Source organism: Amycolatopsis sp. NPDC088138 (assembly GCF_044741685.1).
Classification (GTDB): Bacteria; Actinomycetota; Actinomycetes; order Mycobacteriales; family Pseudonocardiaceae; genus Amycolatopsis.
This window is the reverse complement of the sequence record NZ_JBIUTB010000006.1, coordinates 565,303-581,442: the sequence shown is the minus strand read 5'-3', so window position 1 is coordinate 581,442 and position 16,140 is coordinate 565,303. Positions and strand designations below refer to the sequence as shown.

Genomic DNA, 16,140 nt, shown 5'->3' with positions numbered 1-16,140 from the left:
TCGCACCCCACCCTAGGCGGGCAGCAGCACGACCACCGCTTTGGACACGCCTTGTTCATCGGCCGCCAGCGCGAGCACCCGGCCGTCCGGTCCGAAGAGGCCGTAGGTGCCCTCGAGCCCGGCCGCCGGGATGCGCTGGCCGTGGCGGACCGCCTTGGCCGTGGCGGCGTCGAGGTCGCGCCGCGGGAAGGCGGCGGCGACGGCGGCGTCGAGGTCCAGGCTCAGTTCGGGGGTCTCCTCGAGCAGGTCGAGGGTCTTCGCCTTCGCCAGCGTGAACGGGCCGACCGTGGTGCGGCGGAGGGCCTGCAGGTGGCCCCCGACACCGAGGTCGGCGCCCAGGTCGCGGGCCAGCGCGCGGACGTAGGTGCCGGAGGAGCACTCGACGACGGCGTCGACCTCGACGTGGTCGTCCTCGTGGCGGATGCCCAGGACGTCGAAGCGGTACACGGTGACCGGGCGCGGCGGGATGACGACGTCCTCCCCCGCGCGGACCCGGGCGTAGGCGCGCTTGCCGTCGATCTTGACGGCGCTGACCGCGCTGGGCACCTGCTGGATGTCGCCGGTCAGCTTCGCGATGCCGCGGGCGATCTCGTCGTCTTCCACGGCCTTCGTGTCCGCGCTGGAGAGGACCTCGCCCTCGGCGTCGTCGGTCGTGGTGCTGCTGCCGAGGCTCAGCGTGGCCAGGTAGGTCTTGCGGTCGAGCGCCAGGTGGCCGAGCAGCTTGGTCGCGCGCTCGATGCCGAGCACCAGCACACCGGTCGCCATCGGGTCGAGCGTGCCGGCGTGCCCGACCTTGCGGGTGCCCATGATGCGGCGGGCGCGGGCGACGACGTCGTGCGACGTCATCCCGGCGGGCTTGTCGACGATCACGAGACCGGGCGGCGGGGCGGGACGGCGGGGCGGTTTGGGGCTCGACACGCGGCAAACCCTAGCGGCCGCCGGTCGTCGGCCGATCGGGTGCGTTCGGCCGCGCGATCGGCGCCTTCGGGTATGGCGGCCGGGTGCTTGAGCGGCGGCGCGGCGGCGGGCCAGGATGAAGGCGTGGCGAAGATCGAAGTCCGGCCCGCCCGTCCCGCCGACCTCGAAGCCGTCGCCGGGCTGAGATGGCGGTGGGTGGCAGAGCGCGACGGCCTGCCCGGTGCCGGGCGCGCGGAGTTCGTGCGGGAGTTCGCCGCGTGGGCGCTGGCGAACGCGGCCACCCACCGGTGCCTGGTCGTGGTGCGCGAGGGCCGGGTGCTCGGGATGGCGTTCCTCGCGATCACCGCGCGCGTGCCGACGCCGACGGCGTTCACCCGGGCCGCCGGCGACGTGCAGAGCGTCTACGTCTCGCCGGAAGCGCGGGACGGCGGCCTCGGCGGCCTGCTCATCAACGGGATCCTGCGGCTGGCCGCGGACCTCGGGCTCGAGCGCGTGACCGTGCACTCGTCGAAACGGGCCGTGCCGGCCTACGAACGGCGCGGGTTCGCGGTGGCCCGGCACCTCATGCAGGCCGTGGTGGCGCCCGGCCGGTCAGGCGGCCACGATCGGCGTCTCCGGTAGCGCGGCGTCCCAGCGGCGGCGGGTGATCCGGACCGGCAGCTGTTCGCCGCGGGCTTCGGCCAGGAACAGGTGGGTCCGGGTGCGGCGCCACCACACGAGCATCCGCGAGGTGCCGAACGCCAGGATCGCGACGAAGGCCAGCAGCGAGAGCCGGAAGCTGCCGCCGGTCCACTGCAGCAGCACGCCGACCGCGAGCGCGGCGATCGTCGTCGCCACGAAGCCGCCGACGTTGACCACGCCCGTCGCGGTGCCGACCCGGCTGAGCGGGTTGTAGTCACGCGCCAGCGCGAAGCCGATCATCGACGCCGGGCCGCCGAGCGCGAGGAAGGCGAACGCGGGCACCAGCAGCGCCACCGGCACCTGGCCGGGCCAGCTCAGCAGCACCGCCCACAGCAGCGCGGCGCCGCCGATGTACCCGCCGACCAGCGGCATCCGCAGCGACGGGCGGCGGCCGATCAGGCCGCCCAGCAGCGGGCCGCCGGCCATCGAGCCGAAGACGAACACGGTCAGCAGCGCGCTCGCGGCGGCCTTCGACTGGCCCTGGCCCTGCACCAGCCACGGCACGCCCCACAGCAGCGTCAGCGCGTTCGGCGCGAACATCGTGCTGAAGTGCACCCAGAACCCCAGGCGCGTCCCCGGCGTCCGCCAGGCCTCGGCGACCTGGTGCGCCAGTTCGCGGGGGCGGACGGCTTCGCGGGCCGGCACCTCGACGCCGGCCGGGACGTCACGCACCCGCAGCGTCACGACGAGGGTGTAGAGCACGGTCAGCACGCCGACCGCGAGGAAGGTGGGCGTCCAGCCGGCGCTGTCGAGCACGAGGGACAGCGGGACGGTGGCGGCCAGGTTGCCGATGTAGCCCACAGCCGCGGTGAACGACGTCAGCAGTGCGTACTGGCGGCCCGGGAAGTGGGCCGCGACCAGGCGCAGCACGCTGACGAAGGTGAGCGCGTCGCCGAGGCCGAGTACCCCGCGGGCGAGCAGGCCCAGGCCGTAGGAGTGCGCGACGCCGAGCAGGATCTGGCCGGCCCCGAGGATCAGCACGGCGACGGTGAGCACGCGGCGGGGGCCGTAGCGGTCGACCAGGACGCCGGTCGGGATCTGCATCGCGGCGTAGACGCCGACCTGCAGCACGGTGAACGTGCCGAGCGCGGCCGCGCCGACGCCGAAGCGCTCGGCCGCCTGCAGCCCGGCGACGCCGAAGGAGGTGCGGTGGAACACCGCGAGGAGGTAGACGGTGACGGCGGCGGACCAGATGAGCCAGGACCGGGCGGTGGCGCGGCCGGTGGCGGGCGGCACGGGGACCTCCAGGAGTTCGGCGTTCGGGGCTTTCGGTGCGGGACGCCCTCGCTGCCGTCCCCACTACTTGTAGCGCCTAAGCAACGGCGAAACCTAGCCGTTACCCCGGTGGCGTTCACCACATGGTTTTATCTGAATGTCTTTCACGTTCGGGGGTGGTTTCGTGACCGGGCTCCACGGGGCGCACGCGGTGATCACCGGCGGCTCCAGCGGGATCGGCCTGGCGACCGCGGCCGCGCTCGCCGCCCGCGGCGCGTCGGTGTCGCTGATCGCGCGGAACCCGGAGCGGCTGCGCGAGGCGGCGGTGTCGCTGAAGTCACGGGGCGCCGACGTCCGGACGGCCGTGGCCGACGTCTCGTCCCAGGCCGAGGTCGAGGCGGCTTTCGCTTCTTTGACGGCTTCGGCGGGGCCGTGCGACGTCCTGGTGACGTCGGCGGGCCAGGCGCGTCCCGGCGAGTTCCTGGAGCTGGACGACGAGGTGTTCCGGCGGATGGTCGAGGTCGACTACTTCGGCACGCTGCACGCGGTGCGCGCGGTGGCGCCGTCGATGGTCCGGCGGCGGTCGGGCTCGATCGTGGCGATCTCGTCGGCGGCCGCGGTGCTCGGGATCTACGGGTACACGGCGTACGCGCCGGCGAAGTTCGCGGTCCGCGGCCTGATGGAGGCCCTGCGCGACGAGCTGAACCCGGCCGGGGTGCACGTCGCCTGCGTCTACCCGCCGGACGTCGACACGCCCCAGCTGGCCGAGGAGAACCGCTACAAGCCGGCCGAGACGACGGCGATCAGCGGCACGATCCGCCCGATGGCGGCCGAGGCGGTGGCGACGGCGATCGTCCGCGCGGTGGAGCGGGAGCGCTACGCGGTCTACCCGGACCGCTCGGTGGCCCTGCTGGCGGCGTTGGGCCCGCTGGCGGCCCCCTTCCTGCGCCGCCTGGTGGACCGCCGCATCCGCCACTCCCGCCGCTGACCCGAACCGGCTCCCCGGGTGCGCGAGCCGACCCTCTAGGCGGGGCGGATGGCGCCGGTGACCGCCCAGTTGCCCGAGCGCCAGCGGACCAGGACGAACACGAGCCGCAGGACCATGAACAGGGACAGGCCGGTCCAGATGCCCGTGAGGCCCCAGCCGAAGGCGAGGGACGCCCAGATCAGCGGCAGGAAACCCAGGGCCGCGCTGCCGAGGGTCGCGTTGCGGAGGAAGGCCGCGTCACCCGCGCCGAGCAGCACGCCGTCCAGGGCGAACACCACCCCCGCGATCGGCTGCAGCGCGACGAAGAACCACCACGCGTGCGGGATCTCCGCCAGCACGCCCGCGTCGGAGGTGAACGCGTGCGGCAGCACCCACGCCAGCGCCGCGAACAGCACGCCCAGGAAGCACCCCATCAGCAGGCCGTACCCGGTGATCTGGTTGGCGACCCCGCGCGCCTGCCGGGCCACGCCCGCGCCGAGCGCGGCGCCGACCAGGGACTGCGCCGCGATCGCCACCGAGTCCAGCACCAGCGCCAGGAACGTCCACAGCTGCAGCACCACCTGGTGCGCCCCCACCGCCTCGGTCGACGTCCGGGCCGCGACGGCCGCCGCCGAGACGAAGCACGCCTGGAACGCGAGACTGCGCAGCACCAGGTCGCGGCCCAGGCCGAGCTGGGCACGCATCACCTTGAAGTCCGGCCGCAGGCCGACCTTCTCCTTGACCAGCGCCGCGAAGAACAGCGACGCCGAGATCACCTGCGCCACGACGTTCGCGATCGCCGAGCCCTCCAGGCCGAGCCCGGCCCAGTAGACGAGCACCGGGCACAGCACGGCCGAGATCCCGTTGCCCGCCAGCACGTACCGCAGCGGCTTCGCGGCATCCTGCACTCCGCGCATCCAGCCGTTGCCGGCCATCGTGACCAGGATCAGCGGCGCCCCGAACAGCGCGATCCGCACCCACGACACCGCCGCTTCCGCGATCTGGTCGCTGCCCGAGAGCACCCGCGCGATCGGCCAGGCCAGCAGCTGCCCGGCGACCAGCACGGCCAGCCCGACGAACACCGCCAGCCACGTCGCCTGGACGCCCTCGCGGACCGCGTCGGCCCGGCGCCCGGCGCCGTGCAGCCGGGCGGTGCGCGACGTCGTGCCGTACGACAGGAACGTCAGCTGGCTCGACACCTGCGCCAGCACCACGCCGCCGAGCGCGAGCCCGGCCAGCGAGAGCGCATCGAGGTGGCCGACCACCGCCGTGTCGACCAGCACGTACAACGGCTCGGCGGCCAGCACGCCCAGCGCCGGCACCGCCAGACCCAAGACACGCTTGGCCGGGACCCGCTCGTTCTCCTCCACGTTCACCACGAACCGGACTCTAACCGCCACCACCGACAATCCCGGCCGGCGGGAACGCGATGACCCAAGTCCACTGTGGACGTCCTAGAGCAGCGGCGCCCGCTCCAGGGCCTCGCGCAGGCCCGCCAGGACGTCCTCGGCGGTGCCCGGGATCGTGCACCCCGCGGCCTGCCGGTGCCCGCCGCCGCCGAACTCCGTGGCCACCGCAGAGACGTCGATCCCGATGGAGCGCAACGAGATCTGCCACTGCCCGGGGTTCGACGGGTCCTGCTTCAGCACCGCCGCCACCGCCGCCTCGCGCACCGAGCGGACGACGTCGACGACCGACTCGACCTCCTCGGCCCGCACCGTGCCCGCAGCCTCGACGCCGACGATCGCGTGCACAAACCCCTTGCCCTGGGCGGCTTCCGGCTCCAGCTCGGCCCCGGCCAGCACCGAGGACAGCATCGGCAGCCAGGCGAACGGCCGTTCGTCGACGATCCGCCGCACCACCGACTCCGGGTCGACGCCCGCCGCCAGCAGCCGCGCCGCCATCCGGTGGGTCTCCGGGCTCGCGCGGCGGAACCCGCTGGTGTCGGTGACGATCCCGGCGTACAGCCCGCGCGCGATCGGCTCGTCGAGCTCGGCGCCCAGCTCGTCGAGGACGCGGAACACCAGGATCGCACTGGCCTCGGCGCTCTCGTCGACGACGTTGCAGGTGCCGTAGAACGTGTTGGTCGCGTGGTGGTCGATCACCAGCACGTCACCGGCCAGCTCGACGCGCCCCGCCAGCCGGCCCAGCCGCTTCGGCACCGGCGTGTCGACGCAGACGAGCAGCGCCTCGGTCTCGGGCAGGTCGTCCGGGTGGGTGAGCAGGGCGTCCTCGTCGAGCCACCGCAGCGTCTCCGGGGCCTCGTCCGGCTCGCCGAACGAGACGCGCACCCGCGCACCCCGCTGGAGCAGGGCCCGGCCGAGGGCGAGCGCGCTGCCCAGCGCGTCCGCGTCCGGGCGGACGTGCCCGAGCACCGTCACGTCGGTGGCCGAGGCCAGCAGCGCGGCCGCGGCGCGGATGTCCTGCGCCAAAGTAGGGGTCACGGTGCGTCACGCTACGCTCTGCGGGATGTCCGAGTACGTGATCCTGGTCCACCCGTCCGCCAACCGGGTCTACGCCGCCTCCGCCCCCGCGCTGCTGCGCGCCGAGCTGGCGGTGTTCGGCACGGCACTGGCGGCCGAGCTGTCCGGCATCGAGGACGTCGAGCTCGGCGGCGTCGGTTACGTCCGGTTCACCACCTCCGCGCCGCTCGGCGAGCGCGACGTCGCGCTGCTGTCGAACCTGTCGTCGCTGTACGCCCTGTTCCGGCTGGAGGGCGACGTCCTGCGCCCGGTGACCGTGACCCCGCTCGCGAAAGCCGACTCGGACCTGCTGACCATCCAGAAGTACGCCGGCAAGACCAACGAGTCGTTCACCAAGCTCCTGCTGAACGTCACGCTGCTGGCCACCGCGGACCCGCTCTCGGACAAGCCGCGCTACCTGCTCGACCCGCTCTGCGGCCGCGGCACCACGCTCAACCAGGCGATCATGTACGGCCTGCACGCCACCGGCCTGGACGTCGACGCCAAGGACTTCGAGGCGTACGAGGCGTTCATCAAGACGTGGCTGCGGAACAAGCGCGTGAAGCACACGGCCGAGTCGGGCTTCCTGCGCCGCAACAAGGTGCGGCTCGGGCGCCGCCTCGACATCGAGTACGCGTTCACCAAAGAGGACTACAAGGCGGGCGAAACCCGCAAGCTCGCGTACTTCAACGCGGACACCCTGACCACGGACGAGATCCTGCGCGCGAACTCCGCCGACGTGATCGTCACGGACGCGCCGTACGGCGTGCAGCACGGCAGCCACCGCGAAGCCGGCCTGCAGCGCAGCCCGCGCGACCTGCTCGCGGCGGCGATCCCGGTGTGGACGCGGGTGCTGAAGCCGGGCGGCGCGCTCGGCATCTCGTGGAACACCACCGTGCTGCCGCGCGAGGACCTGGTCGCGGTCCTGCAGAAGGCCGGGCTCGACGTCCGCGAAGGCGGCCCGTACGACGGCTTCGTCCACCGCGTCGACCAGGCCATCCTGCGTGACCTGGTCGTGGCGGCGAAGCCCGTCTCCTAGGGTCGCGGGTCTGAGGTTGGCCGGCGCCGTCGACCATGGCTGCGCGCCGACGATGGAGGATTCGGGACACCGAGCGGCCAGAAAACTCCATCGACGAGCACTCAAACCCCTGCCGTGACACCCCCGGAACGCGCCCGCTGCCTGAAGCCGCGCGCCCGAGGTTCCCCGCCACCGCCGACCACACCTGCAGTGCACCTCCCCGCCCGCGCGGGAATCTCCGGGCCGGGACCACGGCCGCGCGCCGACGATGGAAGATCCGGGACACCGAGCGGCCAGAAACTCCATCGACGAGCACTCAAGCCCCTGCCGCGACGTGCCCGGAACGCGCCCGCTGCCCCAAACCGCGCGCCCGAGGTTCCCCGCCACCGTCGACCAAACCTGCCGTGCACATCTCCGCCCGCGCGGGAATCTCCGGGCCGGGACCACGGCCGCGCGCCGACGATGGAAGATCCGGGACACCGAGCGGCCAGAAACCTCCATCGACGAGCACTCAAGCCCCTGCCGTGACGTGCCCGGAAAGGCACCCGCCTCCTAGGACTGCGTCAGCTCACCCGGCTTCGGCAGCGCCTGCCCGTTGGTCTCCGGTGCCGGCGCCGGGGCCGACACGGGCGGGTTGCTCAGGCCGCGCTTCACCGAGTCCAAGATGGACAGACCCTGGCCGACGAGGCCCGCGGCCATCTCGCCGAGGCCGTCGGCGCCGTTGAGGATGTTGACGTTCGCGCCGGCCAGGCCGCGACCGGCCTCCTTGACGATCAGGGGCAGCTGGTCGATGAGCATGCGGTCGAGCGCGACGCGGTTGTTCGACGCCGCCGCTTCCGCCTGCACGCGCATCTTCTCCGCGTCGGCCAGCGCGAGGATGCGGATCCGCTCGGCCTCCGCGTCCGCCGGCTTGATCACCTCGGCCACCAGCTGCTGCTGACGCAGCTCGGCTTCACGCTGGGCCAGCTCGGTCCGCGCGTCGATGACCTCCTGCTGCGCCTTCGCCTGCGCGAGCGGCCCGGCCTGGGCGGCCTCGGCCTGCGCCGCCTCGACCTCGGCGCGGTACTGCGCCTGCACGATCGAGGTCTGCCGGGCGTACTCCGCCTGCGTCCGCTGCGACTCCTGCTCGGCCTCGGCCGCCCGCTTGTTCGCCACGGCCTGCGCGATCTGGGCGTCCCGCTGGATGGCGGCGTTGTGCGGCGCGGCCATCGCGGCGATGTAGCCGAGCTTCATGTCGTCGATCGACTGGATCTGCAGCGCGTCGACGGACAGGCCGATCTTCGCCATCTCCACCGCCGAGCCGTCCAGCACCTCGGTGGCCAGCTTCTGCCGCTCGGTGATGATCTCCTCGACCGTCATCGACCCGATGATCGAGCGCAGGTGACCGGAGAAGATCCGGCCGGTCAGCACGGACATCTGGTCCTGGTCGGAGAGGAACCGCTGGCCGGCGTTGACGATGCTCTCGGTGTCGTTGCCGACCTTGAACGCGATCACCGCCCGCACGGTCAGGGCGATGGCCTGTTTCGTGACGCACACTTCGGTCACTTCGGCTTCGTTCATGGCAAGCGTCAGAAACCGGACTTTCCGGAAGATCGGCATGACGAACGCACCGTGGCCGGTGACGACCCGGAACGGCGCCGCGCCACTGCTGTTCTTCCCGCCGGAGATGAGCATCGCTTCGTTGGGGGCGGGAACGCGATAACCGAACATCGGCTGTCCTTAGACGAACACTAGGTAGTGGGTTCCGGCGTGGGTTCGGGGACGTCCCACGCCACGACGTCGACCGTGCGCCGTCCCCGGGTTTCGACGACCAGCACGGTCGTCCCCTTCGGCAGCTCCGTGTCGGACCAGGCCAGGAAGGTTTCCAAGCCGCCCCGGATCCTGATCAGCACCTCCCCGGGACCGCGCTGCCCGCGCGTCCCGACCAGGAGGACTCCGGTGCGGCCCGACGGGGAGAGATCGGAGTGCAAACTGCCGACCTCCCCTCGGTGGGCGCCTCGACGCGGGTCACCCCCGCTGTTCCCATTGTGCTCCCGGCGGCGACCGCGCGTGGGCTGTGTGAGGTTCCGATCAGAAAGCAACCTGGGCGGCTAGACTCCGGACCGTGACGGTGGAGCAGCGCCCCTTGCGCGCGGACGCCCGGCGCAACCGCGAGGCGCTGGTGGCGGCCGCGCGGGAGGTGTTCGGCGCCAAGGGCGTCGACGCCCCGCTCGACGAGATCGCCCGCCGCGCCGAGGTCGCCATCGGCACCCTCTACAACCGCTTCCCGACCCGCGCCGACCTCGTCGAGGCCGCGTTCCTGCCGACGCTGGAGGAGGCGCAGGCGATCGGCGACGAGGCCCTCGCGTGCGAGGACCCGTGGGACGGTTTTGTGCGGTACCTCGAGCGCTCGATCCGGATGCAGGTGACCGACCGCGGCTTCACCGAGGTGTGCTCGCGGACGTTCGACCCGGCTTCCGGTATCGAGAAGGCCAAGCGCGCCAACGGTTCCCGGATGGAGCGGATCATCACGCGGGCGCAGGAGGCCGGCGCGCTGCGGCCGGACTTCCGCCTGCTGGACCTGGCGGTGGTGTTCGCCGCGGCGACGGCGACCCCGGACTGGCGCCGCGGGCTCGCCCTGGTGCTCGACGGCCTGCGCGCCCCGGCCGCGCACCCGCTGCCGTGAACGACTGGCTCGCGGACACGCGAACGTCGTACGACACGGTGGCGGCGAACTACGCCGGCATCGTGCGCGACGCCGTCACGACCCAGCCGTACCTCCGGGCGGCGCTCGCGCTGTTCGCCGAGCAGGCCGACGGCCCGGTCGTGGACGTCGGCTGCGGCCCCGGCCACTTCACCGCCCACCTGGCCTCGCTGGGCCTCGACGTGTCCGGCATCGACCTCTCGCCGTCGATGATCGAGCTGGCCCGCGAGGCGTACCCCGGCATCCGGTTCGAGGTGGGCTCGATGACGGACCTGCCGCTCCCGGACGCCGCCGTCGCGGGGGTGCTCGCGTTCTGGTCGCTGATCCACGTCCCGGACGACGCCGTCCCCGGCGTGCTGGGCCACTTCCACCGGGTGCTGCGCCCGGGCGGCCGGGTGGTGATCGGCTACCACGTCGGCGACGAGTCCCGGCTGAAGACCCAGGGCTACGGCGGTCACCCGATGAAGGTGCACGTCCACCGCCGTCGCCCGGAGCAGGTGGCGGCCCTGGCGCGCGACGCCGGGTTCGAGATCGAGGCGGAGTGGCTGCTGAGCCCCGACGACGACGTTCCGCAGGCGATCCTGTTCGCCCGGCGACCCCCTTTGCGGTGACCGGGCGCAGCGGGCATGCTGAGTGCGTGACCGGCAGATCAGACGCGCGCCTGCGCGACCTCGTCCTGCTGCGCCGCGTCCGCGACCGGATCGACCGTGACTACGCGCAGCCGCTGGACGTCGAGGCGCTGGCGCGCGGGGTCCACGTCTCCGCGGGGCACCTGAGCCGGGAGTTCCGCGCCGCCTTCGGCGAGTCGCCCTACAGCTACCTGATGACCCGGCGGATCGAACGGGCGATGACCCTGCTGCGCCGGGGTGACCTCTCGGTCACCGAGGTCTGCTTCGCGGTCGGGTGCTCGTCGCTGGGGACGTTCAGCACCCGGTTCTCCGAGCTGGTCGGCATCTCGCCGAGCGTCTACAAGCGGATGGCGGCCGGGGACGGCGAGGGCATCCCCACCTGCCTGGCCAAGCAGGTCATGCGGCCGATCAGGAATCGAGAAGCGACGCCCACCCGCGCCGACCTATCGTGACCGGCATGAACCTCATCATCCAGCACACGTTCCTCCCGGCCGACGATCCGGACGCCTCGCTCGCCTTCTACCGTGACGCGCTCGGCTTCGAGGTGCGCAACGACGTCGGGTACGGCGAGATGCGCTGGATCACCGTCGGCCCGGCCGACCAGCCGCACACGTCGATCGTCCTGCACCCGCCGGCGGCCGACCCGGGGCTCACCGACGACGAGCGCCGCACGATCGCCGAGCTGATGGCCAAGGGCAGCTACGCGTCGATCGTGCTGGCGTCCTCGGACCTGGCGGGCACGTTCGACCAGGTCCAGTCCAGCGGCGCCGACGTCGTCCAGGAGCCGATGGACCAGCCCTACGGCGTCCGCGACTGCGCGTTCCGCGACCCCGCGGGCAACATGGTCCGCATCAGCCAGCTGGGGTGATCCGCCGCCCGGCGAACTCGAGGACCTCGGGCAGGACCCCGCGCCAGTACGCGTCTTCGTGCTTGCCCGGCGAGAACCGCGCCACGGCCGGGGACACCGCCTTCACCAGCTTGCGGTCCGCGCCCTCGAACGGGTCCGACTCGCCGCACCACACCCCGAGGTTCGCACCGCGCAGCTCGTCCGGGTGCAGCAGCGGCTCTTCGGCTCGCCAGTTGGCTTCGCCGGAGAACACCTTGCGGGCACGGGCATCCGGCCAGCTGACGAACAGGGCGGCGCTCGCCACGGCGGCCGCCTTCAGGTCCGGGTGGGCCCGGGCGTAGCGGAGGGCCCCGAACCCGCCCATCGAGATGCCGAGCACCGCCGACGGCGGTGGCAGGTCACGCTGCCGCACCCACGCGGGGACCTCGTCGGTGAGCATCTTCTGCGGGTCGTCCTCGTCGCCGACGGCCACCCAGTAGTGGTCACCGTCGACCGCGGCGATCACGAACGGCGGGACACCCGCGCGCACCGCCGCCGTCAGCGCGGCGGGGACACCCAGCTCCAGGAACGTGCGGGCGCGGGCACCCCGGCCGTGCAGGGCCAAACACACCGGAAGCCCCGAGGCAGGCACGCCTTCGGGGCTGATCAGGACCAGGTCGACGTCGGTGCCGCGGGCCGCCGACGGCATCCGCTGCACCGTGACCGGATCGCGCAAGGGCGACGGCCCGGTCGGGACCGGCACCGCGGGCGGGCCGGGTGGCGGACCGGACGGCGACGGCGAGCAGCCCGCCAGCAGCGCGAGGGCGCTGCCGGCGAGCAGGCCGCGGCGGGAGAGCACGGGTCAGCCCCGGCTCTCCTCTTCCGCGAGCTCGTCTTCGTCTTCGCTTTCGCGGGGCGCCTTGTACGGGTCGGGTTCGCCCGCGTGCTGCGCCCCCGCCGAGCGCCGCGCGACCTCCGCGTCGGCTTCACGGGCCTTTTCGAGCAAGGCCTCGATCCGCTTCGACTCTTCGGGGATCGTGTCGGCCACGAACGTCAGGGTCGGCGTGTAGCGCACGCCGGTGCCCTGCCCGACCATCGTGCGGAGCATGCCGCGCGCCGATTCGAGCGCGGCGGCCGCGCCGGTGAAGTCCGGGGGGATGTCCAGCTTCTCGCCGAGCACCGTGTAGTACACCGTGGCGTCGTGCAGGTCGCCGGTGACCTTCGTGTCCGTGATGGTCACGTAGTCCAGCCGGGTGTCCTTGACCTCGTGCTCGATCGCGGACGCCACGATCTGCGAGATCCGCTTGGCGAGCTTGCGAGCCCGAGCCGGATCAGCCATGTCTTTCTCCTAGTCTTCTGGACCGAGCAGCCGGCGGCGTGCGGTGAGCAGCTCGAACTCCGGTCTGCTCGCCACGTACCGCTCACACGAGTCGAGCACGTCACGGACGTGCTCGCCACCTTCGGCGACCACGGCCACCCCGATGAGAGTCCGGCGGTGCAGGTCGGTGTGACCGGCTTCGGCCACCGAGACGGCGAAGCGCTTGCGCACCTCGGCCAGCACCGGACGGACCACGGATCGCTTCTGCTTCAGCGAATGGACATCGCCGAGCAGGATGTCGAGCTCAAGAGCTCCGACGAACATAGGCAAGAGGTGGTGTCGTAGGGATAGGACGCGAAACCCGGGTGTGCGGCCGAAACCGCACACCCGGGACCGAAAGCCTTACGCTCGCGGCTTCTCGCGCTGCTCGTAGGTCTCGATCAGGTCGCCGACCTTGAGGTCACCGTACGAGCCCAGCGTCAGACCGCACTCGTAGCCCTCGCGGACCTCGACCACGTCGTCCTTGAACCGCCGCAGCGAGCTGACCGGCAGGTTCTCCGCGACGACAGTGCCGTCGCGCAGCAGCCGGGCCCGCGCGTTGCGCCGGATCTCGCCGGACATGACCAGGCAACCCGCGATCGTGCCGATCTTGGAGGACTTGAAGACCTCGCGAACCTCCGCGCGGCCCAGCTCGACCTCTTCGTACTCCGGCTTGAGCATGCCCTTGAGGGCCTGCTCGATCTCGTCGATCGCCTGGTAGATGACCGTGTAGTAGCGGACGTCGACGCCCTCGCGGGTGGCCCGCTCGGTCGCCTTGCCCTGGGCGCGGACGTTGAACCCGAGGACGATCGCGTCGGACGCGGTCGCCAGGTCGATGTCCGACTCGGTCACGCCACCGACACCGCGGTGCACCACGTTCAGCTCGACGTCGTCGCCGACGTCCAGCTGCAGCAGCGATGCTTCGAGGGCCTCGACGGTACCCGAGTTGTCACCCTTGATGATCAGGTTGAGGCTGTTCGTCTCCTTCAAGGCGGAGTCGAGGTCCTCGAGGCTGACCCGCTTGCGGCGCGACGCGTTGAGCGCGTTGCGCGTACGAGCGGAGCGGCGCTCGGCGATCTGCCGGGCGACGCGGTCCTCGTCGACCACCAGGAAGGTGTCGCCCGCACCCGGCACCGAGGTGAACCCGATGACCTGGACGGGACGCGACGGCAGCGCCTCGGTCACGTCGACGTTGTGCTCGTCGACCATCCGGCGGACGCGGCCGTAGGCGTCACCCGCCACGACCGAGTCACCGACGCGCAGCGTGCCGCGCTGGACCAGGACGGTGGCCACCGGGCCGCGGCCGCGGTCGAGGTGCGCCTCGATCGCGACACCCTGGGCCTCCATGTCCGGGTTGGCCCGGAGGTCCAGAGCGGCGTCGGCGGTCAGCAGGATCGCCTCGAGCAGGCCGTCGATGTTGATGTTCTGCCGCGCGGAGATCTCGACGAACATCGTGTCGCCGCCGTACTCCTCGGCGACCAGGCCGTACTCGGTCAGCTGCTGCCGGATCTTGTCCGGGTTCGCGCCTTCCTTGTCGATCTTGTTGATCGCGACCACGATCGGGGCCTTGGCGGCCTGCGCGTGGTTGATCGCCTCGACCGTCTGCGGCATCACACCGTCGTCGGCCGCCACCACGATCACCGCGATGTCGGTCGAGTTGGCACCACGGGCACGCATGGCGGTGAACGCCTCGTGGCCCGGGGTGTCGATGAAGGTGATCAGGCGCGGGTTGCCCTCGAGCTCGGTCTCGATCTGGTAGGCACCGATGTGCTGCGTGATGCCGCCGGCCTCGCTCTCGCGGACCTTCGTCTTCCGGATCGTGTCGAGCAGGCGGGTCTTACCGTGGTCGACGTGACCCATGATGGTCACGACCGGCGGCCGGACCTGCAGATCCTCTTCGCCACCCGCGTCGTCGCCGTAGGTGATGTCGAAGGTCTCCAGCAGCTCGCGGTCCTCCTCCTCGGGGCTGACGACCTGAACGTTGTAGTTCATTTCGCCGCCGAGCAGCTCGAGGATGTCGTCCGACACGGACTGCGTCGCGGTGACCATCTCGCCGAGGTGGAAGAGCACCTGCACCAGCGAAGCCGGGTTGGCGTCGATCTTCTCGGCGAAGTCGGTCAGCGAAGCGCCACGCGGCAGCCGGATCGTCTCGCCCTGCCCCTTGGGCAGGCGGACGCCGCCGACGCTGGGCGCCTGCATGTTGTCCATGTACTCCTGGCGCTTCTGCCGCTTCGACTTGCGACCCTTGCGCGAGGGACCACCCGGGCGCCCGAAGGCACCCGCCGTGCCGCCACGGCCACCGGGGCCGCCACGACCGCCGCCGCCGCCACGGAAACCGCCGCCGCCACCGGCCGGAGCACCGGCACCGGGGCCGCCGCCACCCGGACGGAAGCCGCCGCCACCGCCGCCGCCACCGGGGCCGCCGCGGAAGCCACCGCCGCCGCCACCGCCACCGGGACCGCCGCGGAAACCGCCGCCGCCACCACCGGGACCGCCACGAGCGCCGCCGCCGGGGCCGCCACGGGCACCGCCGCCGGGACCACCGCGAGCGCCGCCACCGGGACCGGCCGGGCGCTGCGTGCGGCCCGGCATCATGCCGGGGTTCGGCCGCGGGGGCATGTTGCCCGGGCTCGGCCGGTTGCCACCGGCGCCACCACCGGGACGCGGGGCCGGACGGTCACCGCCGCCACCGGTACCACCGGGACGCGGCGGGCGGTTGTCGCCGCCCTGGCCGCCACCGGGGCGCGGGCCCTGCGGGCGCGGCGGGGCGCCGGAACCGACGCCGAACGGGTTGTTGCCGACCCGCGGGGTGCGCGGACCGGGCTTGGGACCGCCGGGCTTGGGGCCCTGCGGCTTCGGCGGGACGACCGAACCGGTGTTGCCCGCGGGGGGCGCGGCCGGGGTCTCCTGCTTGGGGGGTGCGGCAGGCGCTTCGGCTTTCGCGGCCGGGACCTGCTCCTGGGGAGCGGGCGCCGCCGGCTGCTGACGCGGGCCGGGCCGGGGGCCGGGACCCGCGGGGCGGGCACCACCCGGGGCGGCGGCCGGCTTCGAGGCCGGTGCCTGCTGCTGCGGGGCCGCCGCGGGGGCGGCCTTGGCCGCGGGCACCTGCTGCTGGGGAGCGGGCGACGCGGGCTTGGGGGCGGGCGCGCCCGGCTTCGCGGCCGGGGGCCCGGGGCGCGCCGACGGGCCGGGGGTCGGCCCCGGCTTCTTGGCACCCTTGGGGGCGTACGCGTCACGGAGACGGCGGGCGACGGGCGCCTCGACCGTGGACGACGCGGACTTGACGAACTCGCCCTGTTCCTTCAACTTGGCGAGAACGTCCTTGCTGGTGATGCCGAGCTCCTTAGCGAGCTCGTGTACGCGGGCCTTGCCTGGCACAGCTCT

17 protein-coding genes are annotated in these 16,140 nt (G+C 72.8%); 7 read left to right on the top strand and 10 right to left on the bottom strand.

Going from position 1 to position 16,140, the window contains the following annotated elements; genetic code table 11:
- Positions 1-12: 12 nt before the first annotated feature.
- Positions 13-918: a tRNA pseudouridine(55) synthase TruB gene (gene truB, locus ACIOD2_RS34645; RefSeq protein WP_400547827.1), complete on the bottom strand. Its 906-nt coding sequence runs from the start codon at positions 916-918 to the stop codon at positions 13-15.
- Positions 919-1,041: 123 nt separating this feature from the next.
- Between truB and ACIOD2_RS34640 the strand changes: the two genes are divergently transcribed.
- Positions 1,042-1,539: a GNAT family N-acetyltransferase gene (locus tag ACIOD2_RS34640; protein ID WP_400547824.1), complete on the top strand. Its 498-nt coding sequence runs from the start codon at positions 1,042-1,044 to the stop codon at positions 1,537-1,539.
- On the opposite strand, the gene ACIOD2_RS34635 is transcribed toward ACIOD2_RS34640, so the two are convergent.
- Entirely contained in the window at positions 1,510-2,835 is a 1,326-nt protein-coding gene (locus ACIOD2_RS34635) for a nitrate/nitrite transporter (RefSeq protein WP_400547821.1), read from the bottom strand. The genes ACIOD2_RS34640 and ACIOD2_RS34635 overlap by 30 nt on opposite strands.
- A 163-nt stretch (positions 2,836-2,998) precedes the next feature.
- On the opposite strand from ACIOD2_RS34635, the gene ACIOD2_RS34630 reads away from it, so the two are divergent.
- Entirely contained in the window at positions 2,999-3,802 is an 804-nt protein-coding gene (locus ACIOD2_RS34630) for an SDR family oxidoreductase (protein WP_400547818.1), read from the top strand.
- Between the two features lie 35 nt (positions 3,803-3,837).
- Here the strand turns inward: ACIOD2_RS34630 and ACIOD2_RS34625 are convergent, their stop codons facing one another.
- Both ACIOD2_RS34625 and ACIOD2_RS34620 read right to left on the bottom strand, forming a co-directional pair.
- The gene (locus ACIOD2_RS34625; protein WP_400548901.1) at positions 3,838-5,157 is read right to left on the bottom strand and encodes an MATE family efflux transporter; all 1,320 of its coding nucleotides are present in this window, start codon (positions 5,155-5,157) and stop codon (positions 3,838-3,840) included.
- Between the two features lie 78 nt (positions 5,158-5,235).
- Entirely contained in the window at positions 5,236-6,225 is a 990-nt protein-coding gene (locus ACIOD2_RS34620) for a bifunctional oligoribonuclease/PAP phosphatase NrnA (RefSeq protein WP_400547815.1), read from the bottom strand.
- A gap of 25 nt (positions 6,226-6,250) precedes the next feature.
- Here ACIOD2_RS34620 and ACIOD2_RS34615 point away from each other — a divergent pair, with 25 nt between their 5' ends.
- Complete coding sequence (locus ACIOD2_RS34615; protein WP_400547812.1) at positions 6,251-7,282, top strand: TRM11 family SAM-dependent methyltransferase; 1,032 nt, start codon at positions 6,251-6,253, stop codon at positions 7,280-7,282.
- A gap of 531 nt (positions 7,283-7,813) precedes the next feature.
- Here ACIOD2_RS34615 and ACIOD2_RS34610 read toward each other — a convergent pair.
- Positions 7,814-8,971: an SPFH domain-containing protein gene (locus tag ACIOD2_RS34610; RefSeq protein ID WP_400547809.1), complete on the bottom strand. Its 1,158-nt coding sequence runs from the start codon at positions 8,969-8,971 to the stop codon at positions 7,814-7,816.
- Positions 8,972-8,991: 20 nt separating this feature from the next.
- Positions 8,992-9,231: a hypothetical protein gene (locus tag ACIOD2_RS34605; RefSeq protein WP_400547806.1), complete on the bottom strand. Its 240-nt coding sequence runs from the start codon at positions 9,229-9,231 to the stop codon at positions 8,992-8,994.
- Positions 9,232-9,365: 134 nt separating this feature from the next.
- Here ACIOD2_RS34605 and ACIOD2_RS34600 point away from each other — a divergent pair, with 134 nt between their 5' ends.
- From ACIOD2_RS34600 to ACIOD2_RS34585, 4 genes are read left to right on the top strand one after another with little or no spacing between them, the layout of a single operon-like run.
- Positions 9,366-9,926, top strand: a complete 561-nt coding sequence (locus ACIOD2_RS34600) for a TetR/AcrR family transcriptional regulator (RefSeq protein ID WP_400547803.1) — start codon at positions 9,366-9,368, stop codon at positions 9,924-9,926.
- Positions 9,923-10,555, top strand: coding sequence for a class I SAM-dependent DNA methyltransferase (locus ACIOD2_RS34595; protein WP_400547800.1), 633 nt, complete (start codon positions 9,923-9,925; stop codon positions 10,553-10,555). The genes ACIOD2_RS34600 and ACIOD2_RS34595 overlap by 4 nt, the downstream gene beginning before the upstream one ends.
- 26 nt (positions 10,556-10,581) lie before the next feature.
- Positions 10,582-11,025 (top strand): helix-turn-helix transcriptional regulator, encoded by a 444-nt coding sequence (locus ACIOD2_RS34590; protein WP_392762639.1) that lies wholly within the window; start codon positions 10,582-10,584, stop codon positions 11,023-11,025.
- A 5-nt stretch (positions 11,026-11,030) separates the two neighbouring features.
- Complete coding sequence (locus ACIOD2_RS34585; protein ID WP_392762642.1) at positions 11,031-11,441, top strand: VOC family protein; 411 nt, start codon at positions 11,031-11,033, stop codon at positions 11,439-11,441.
- On the opposite strand, the gene ACIOD2_RS34580 is transcribed toward ACIOD2_RS34585, so the two are convergent.
- The 4 genes from ACIOD2_RS34580 to infB all read right to left on the bottom strand — a co-directional run bounded on the left by ACIOD2_RS34580 (position 11,425) and on the right by infB (position 16,134).
- The gene (locus ACIOD2_RS34580) at positions 11,425-12,258 is read right to left on the bottom strand and encodes an alpha/beta hydrolase (RefSeq protein WP_400547796.1); all 834 of its coding nucleotides are present in this window, start codon (positions 12,256-12,258) and stop codon (positions 11,425-11,427) included. The two genes, ACIOD2_RS34585 and ACIOD2_RS34580, sit on opposite strands and share 17 nt — an antisense overlap.
- Before the next feature lie 3 nt (positions 12,259-12,261).
- Positions 12,262-12,738, bottom strand: a complete 477-nt coding sequence (gene rbfA / locus ACIOD2_RS34575) for a 30S ribosome-binding factor RbfA (RefSeq protein WP_400547793.1) — start codon at positions 12,736-12,738, stop codon at positions 12,262-12,264.
- Between the two features lie 9 nt (positions 12,739-12,747).
- Positions 12,748-13,041 (bottom strand): DUF503 domain-containing protein, encoded by a 294-nt coding sequence (locus ACIOD2_RS34570; protein ID WP_155545954.1) that lies wholly within the window; start codon positions 13,039-13,041, stop codon positions 12,748-12,750.
- Positions 13,042-13,119: 78 nt separating this feature from the next.
- A complete protein-coding gene (gene infB / locus ACIOD2_RS34565; protein ID WP_400547789.1) occupies positions 13,120-16,134 on the bottom strand; it encodes a translation initiation factor IF-2 in 3,015 nt (1,004 codons plus the stop codon).
- Between the last annotated feature and the right edge of the window lie 6 nt (positions 16,135-16,140).

What these genes read in the sequence shown, in the direction of transcription:
- ACIOD2_RS34615 (WP_400547812.1), top strand. Translation starts at nt 6,251, where the DNA reads ATGTCCGAGTACGTGATCCTGGTCCACCCGTCCGCCAACCGGGTCTAC.
- ACIOD2_RS34610 (WP_400547809.1), bottom strand. Translation starts at nt 8,971, where the DNA reads ATGTTCGGTTATCGCGTTCCCGCCCCCAACGAAGCGATGCTCATCTCC.
- ACIOD2_RS34585 (WP_392762642.1), top strand. Translation starts at nt 11,031, where the DNA reads ATGAACCTCATCATCCAGCACACGTTCCTCCCGGCCGACGATCCGGAC.
- rbfA (WP_400547793.1), bottom strand. Translation starts at nt 12,738, where the DNA reads ATGGCTGATCCGGCTCGGGCTCGCAAGCTCGCCAAGCGGATCTCGCAG.
- ACIOD2_RS34570 (WP_155545954.1), bottom strand. Translation starts at nt 13,041, where the DNA reads ATGTTCGTCGGAGCTCTTGAGCTCGACATCCTGCTCGGCGATGTCCAT.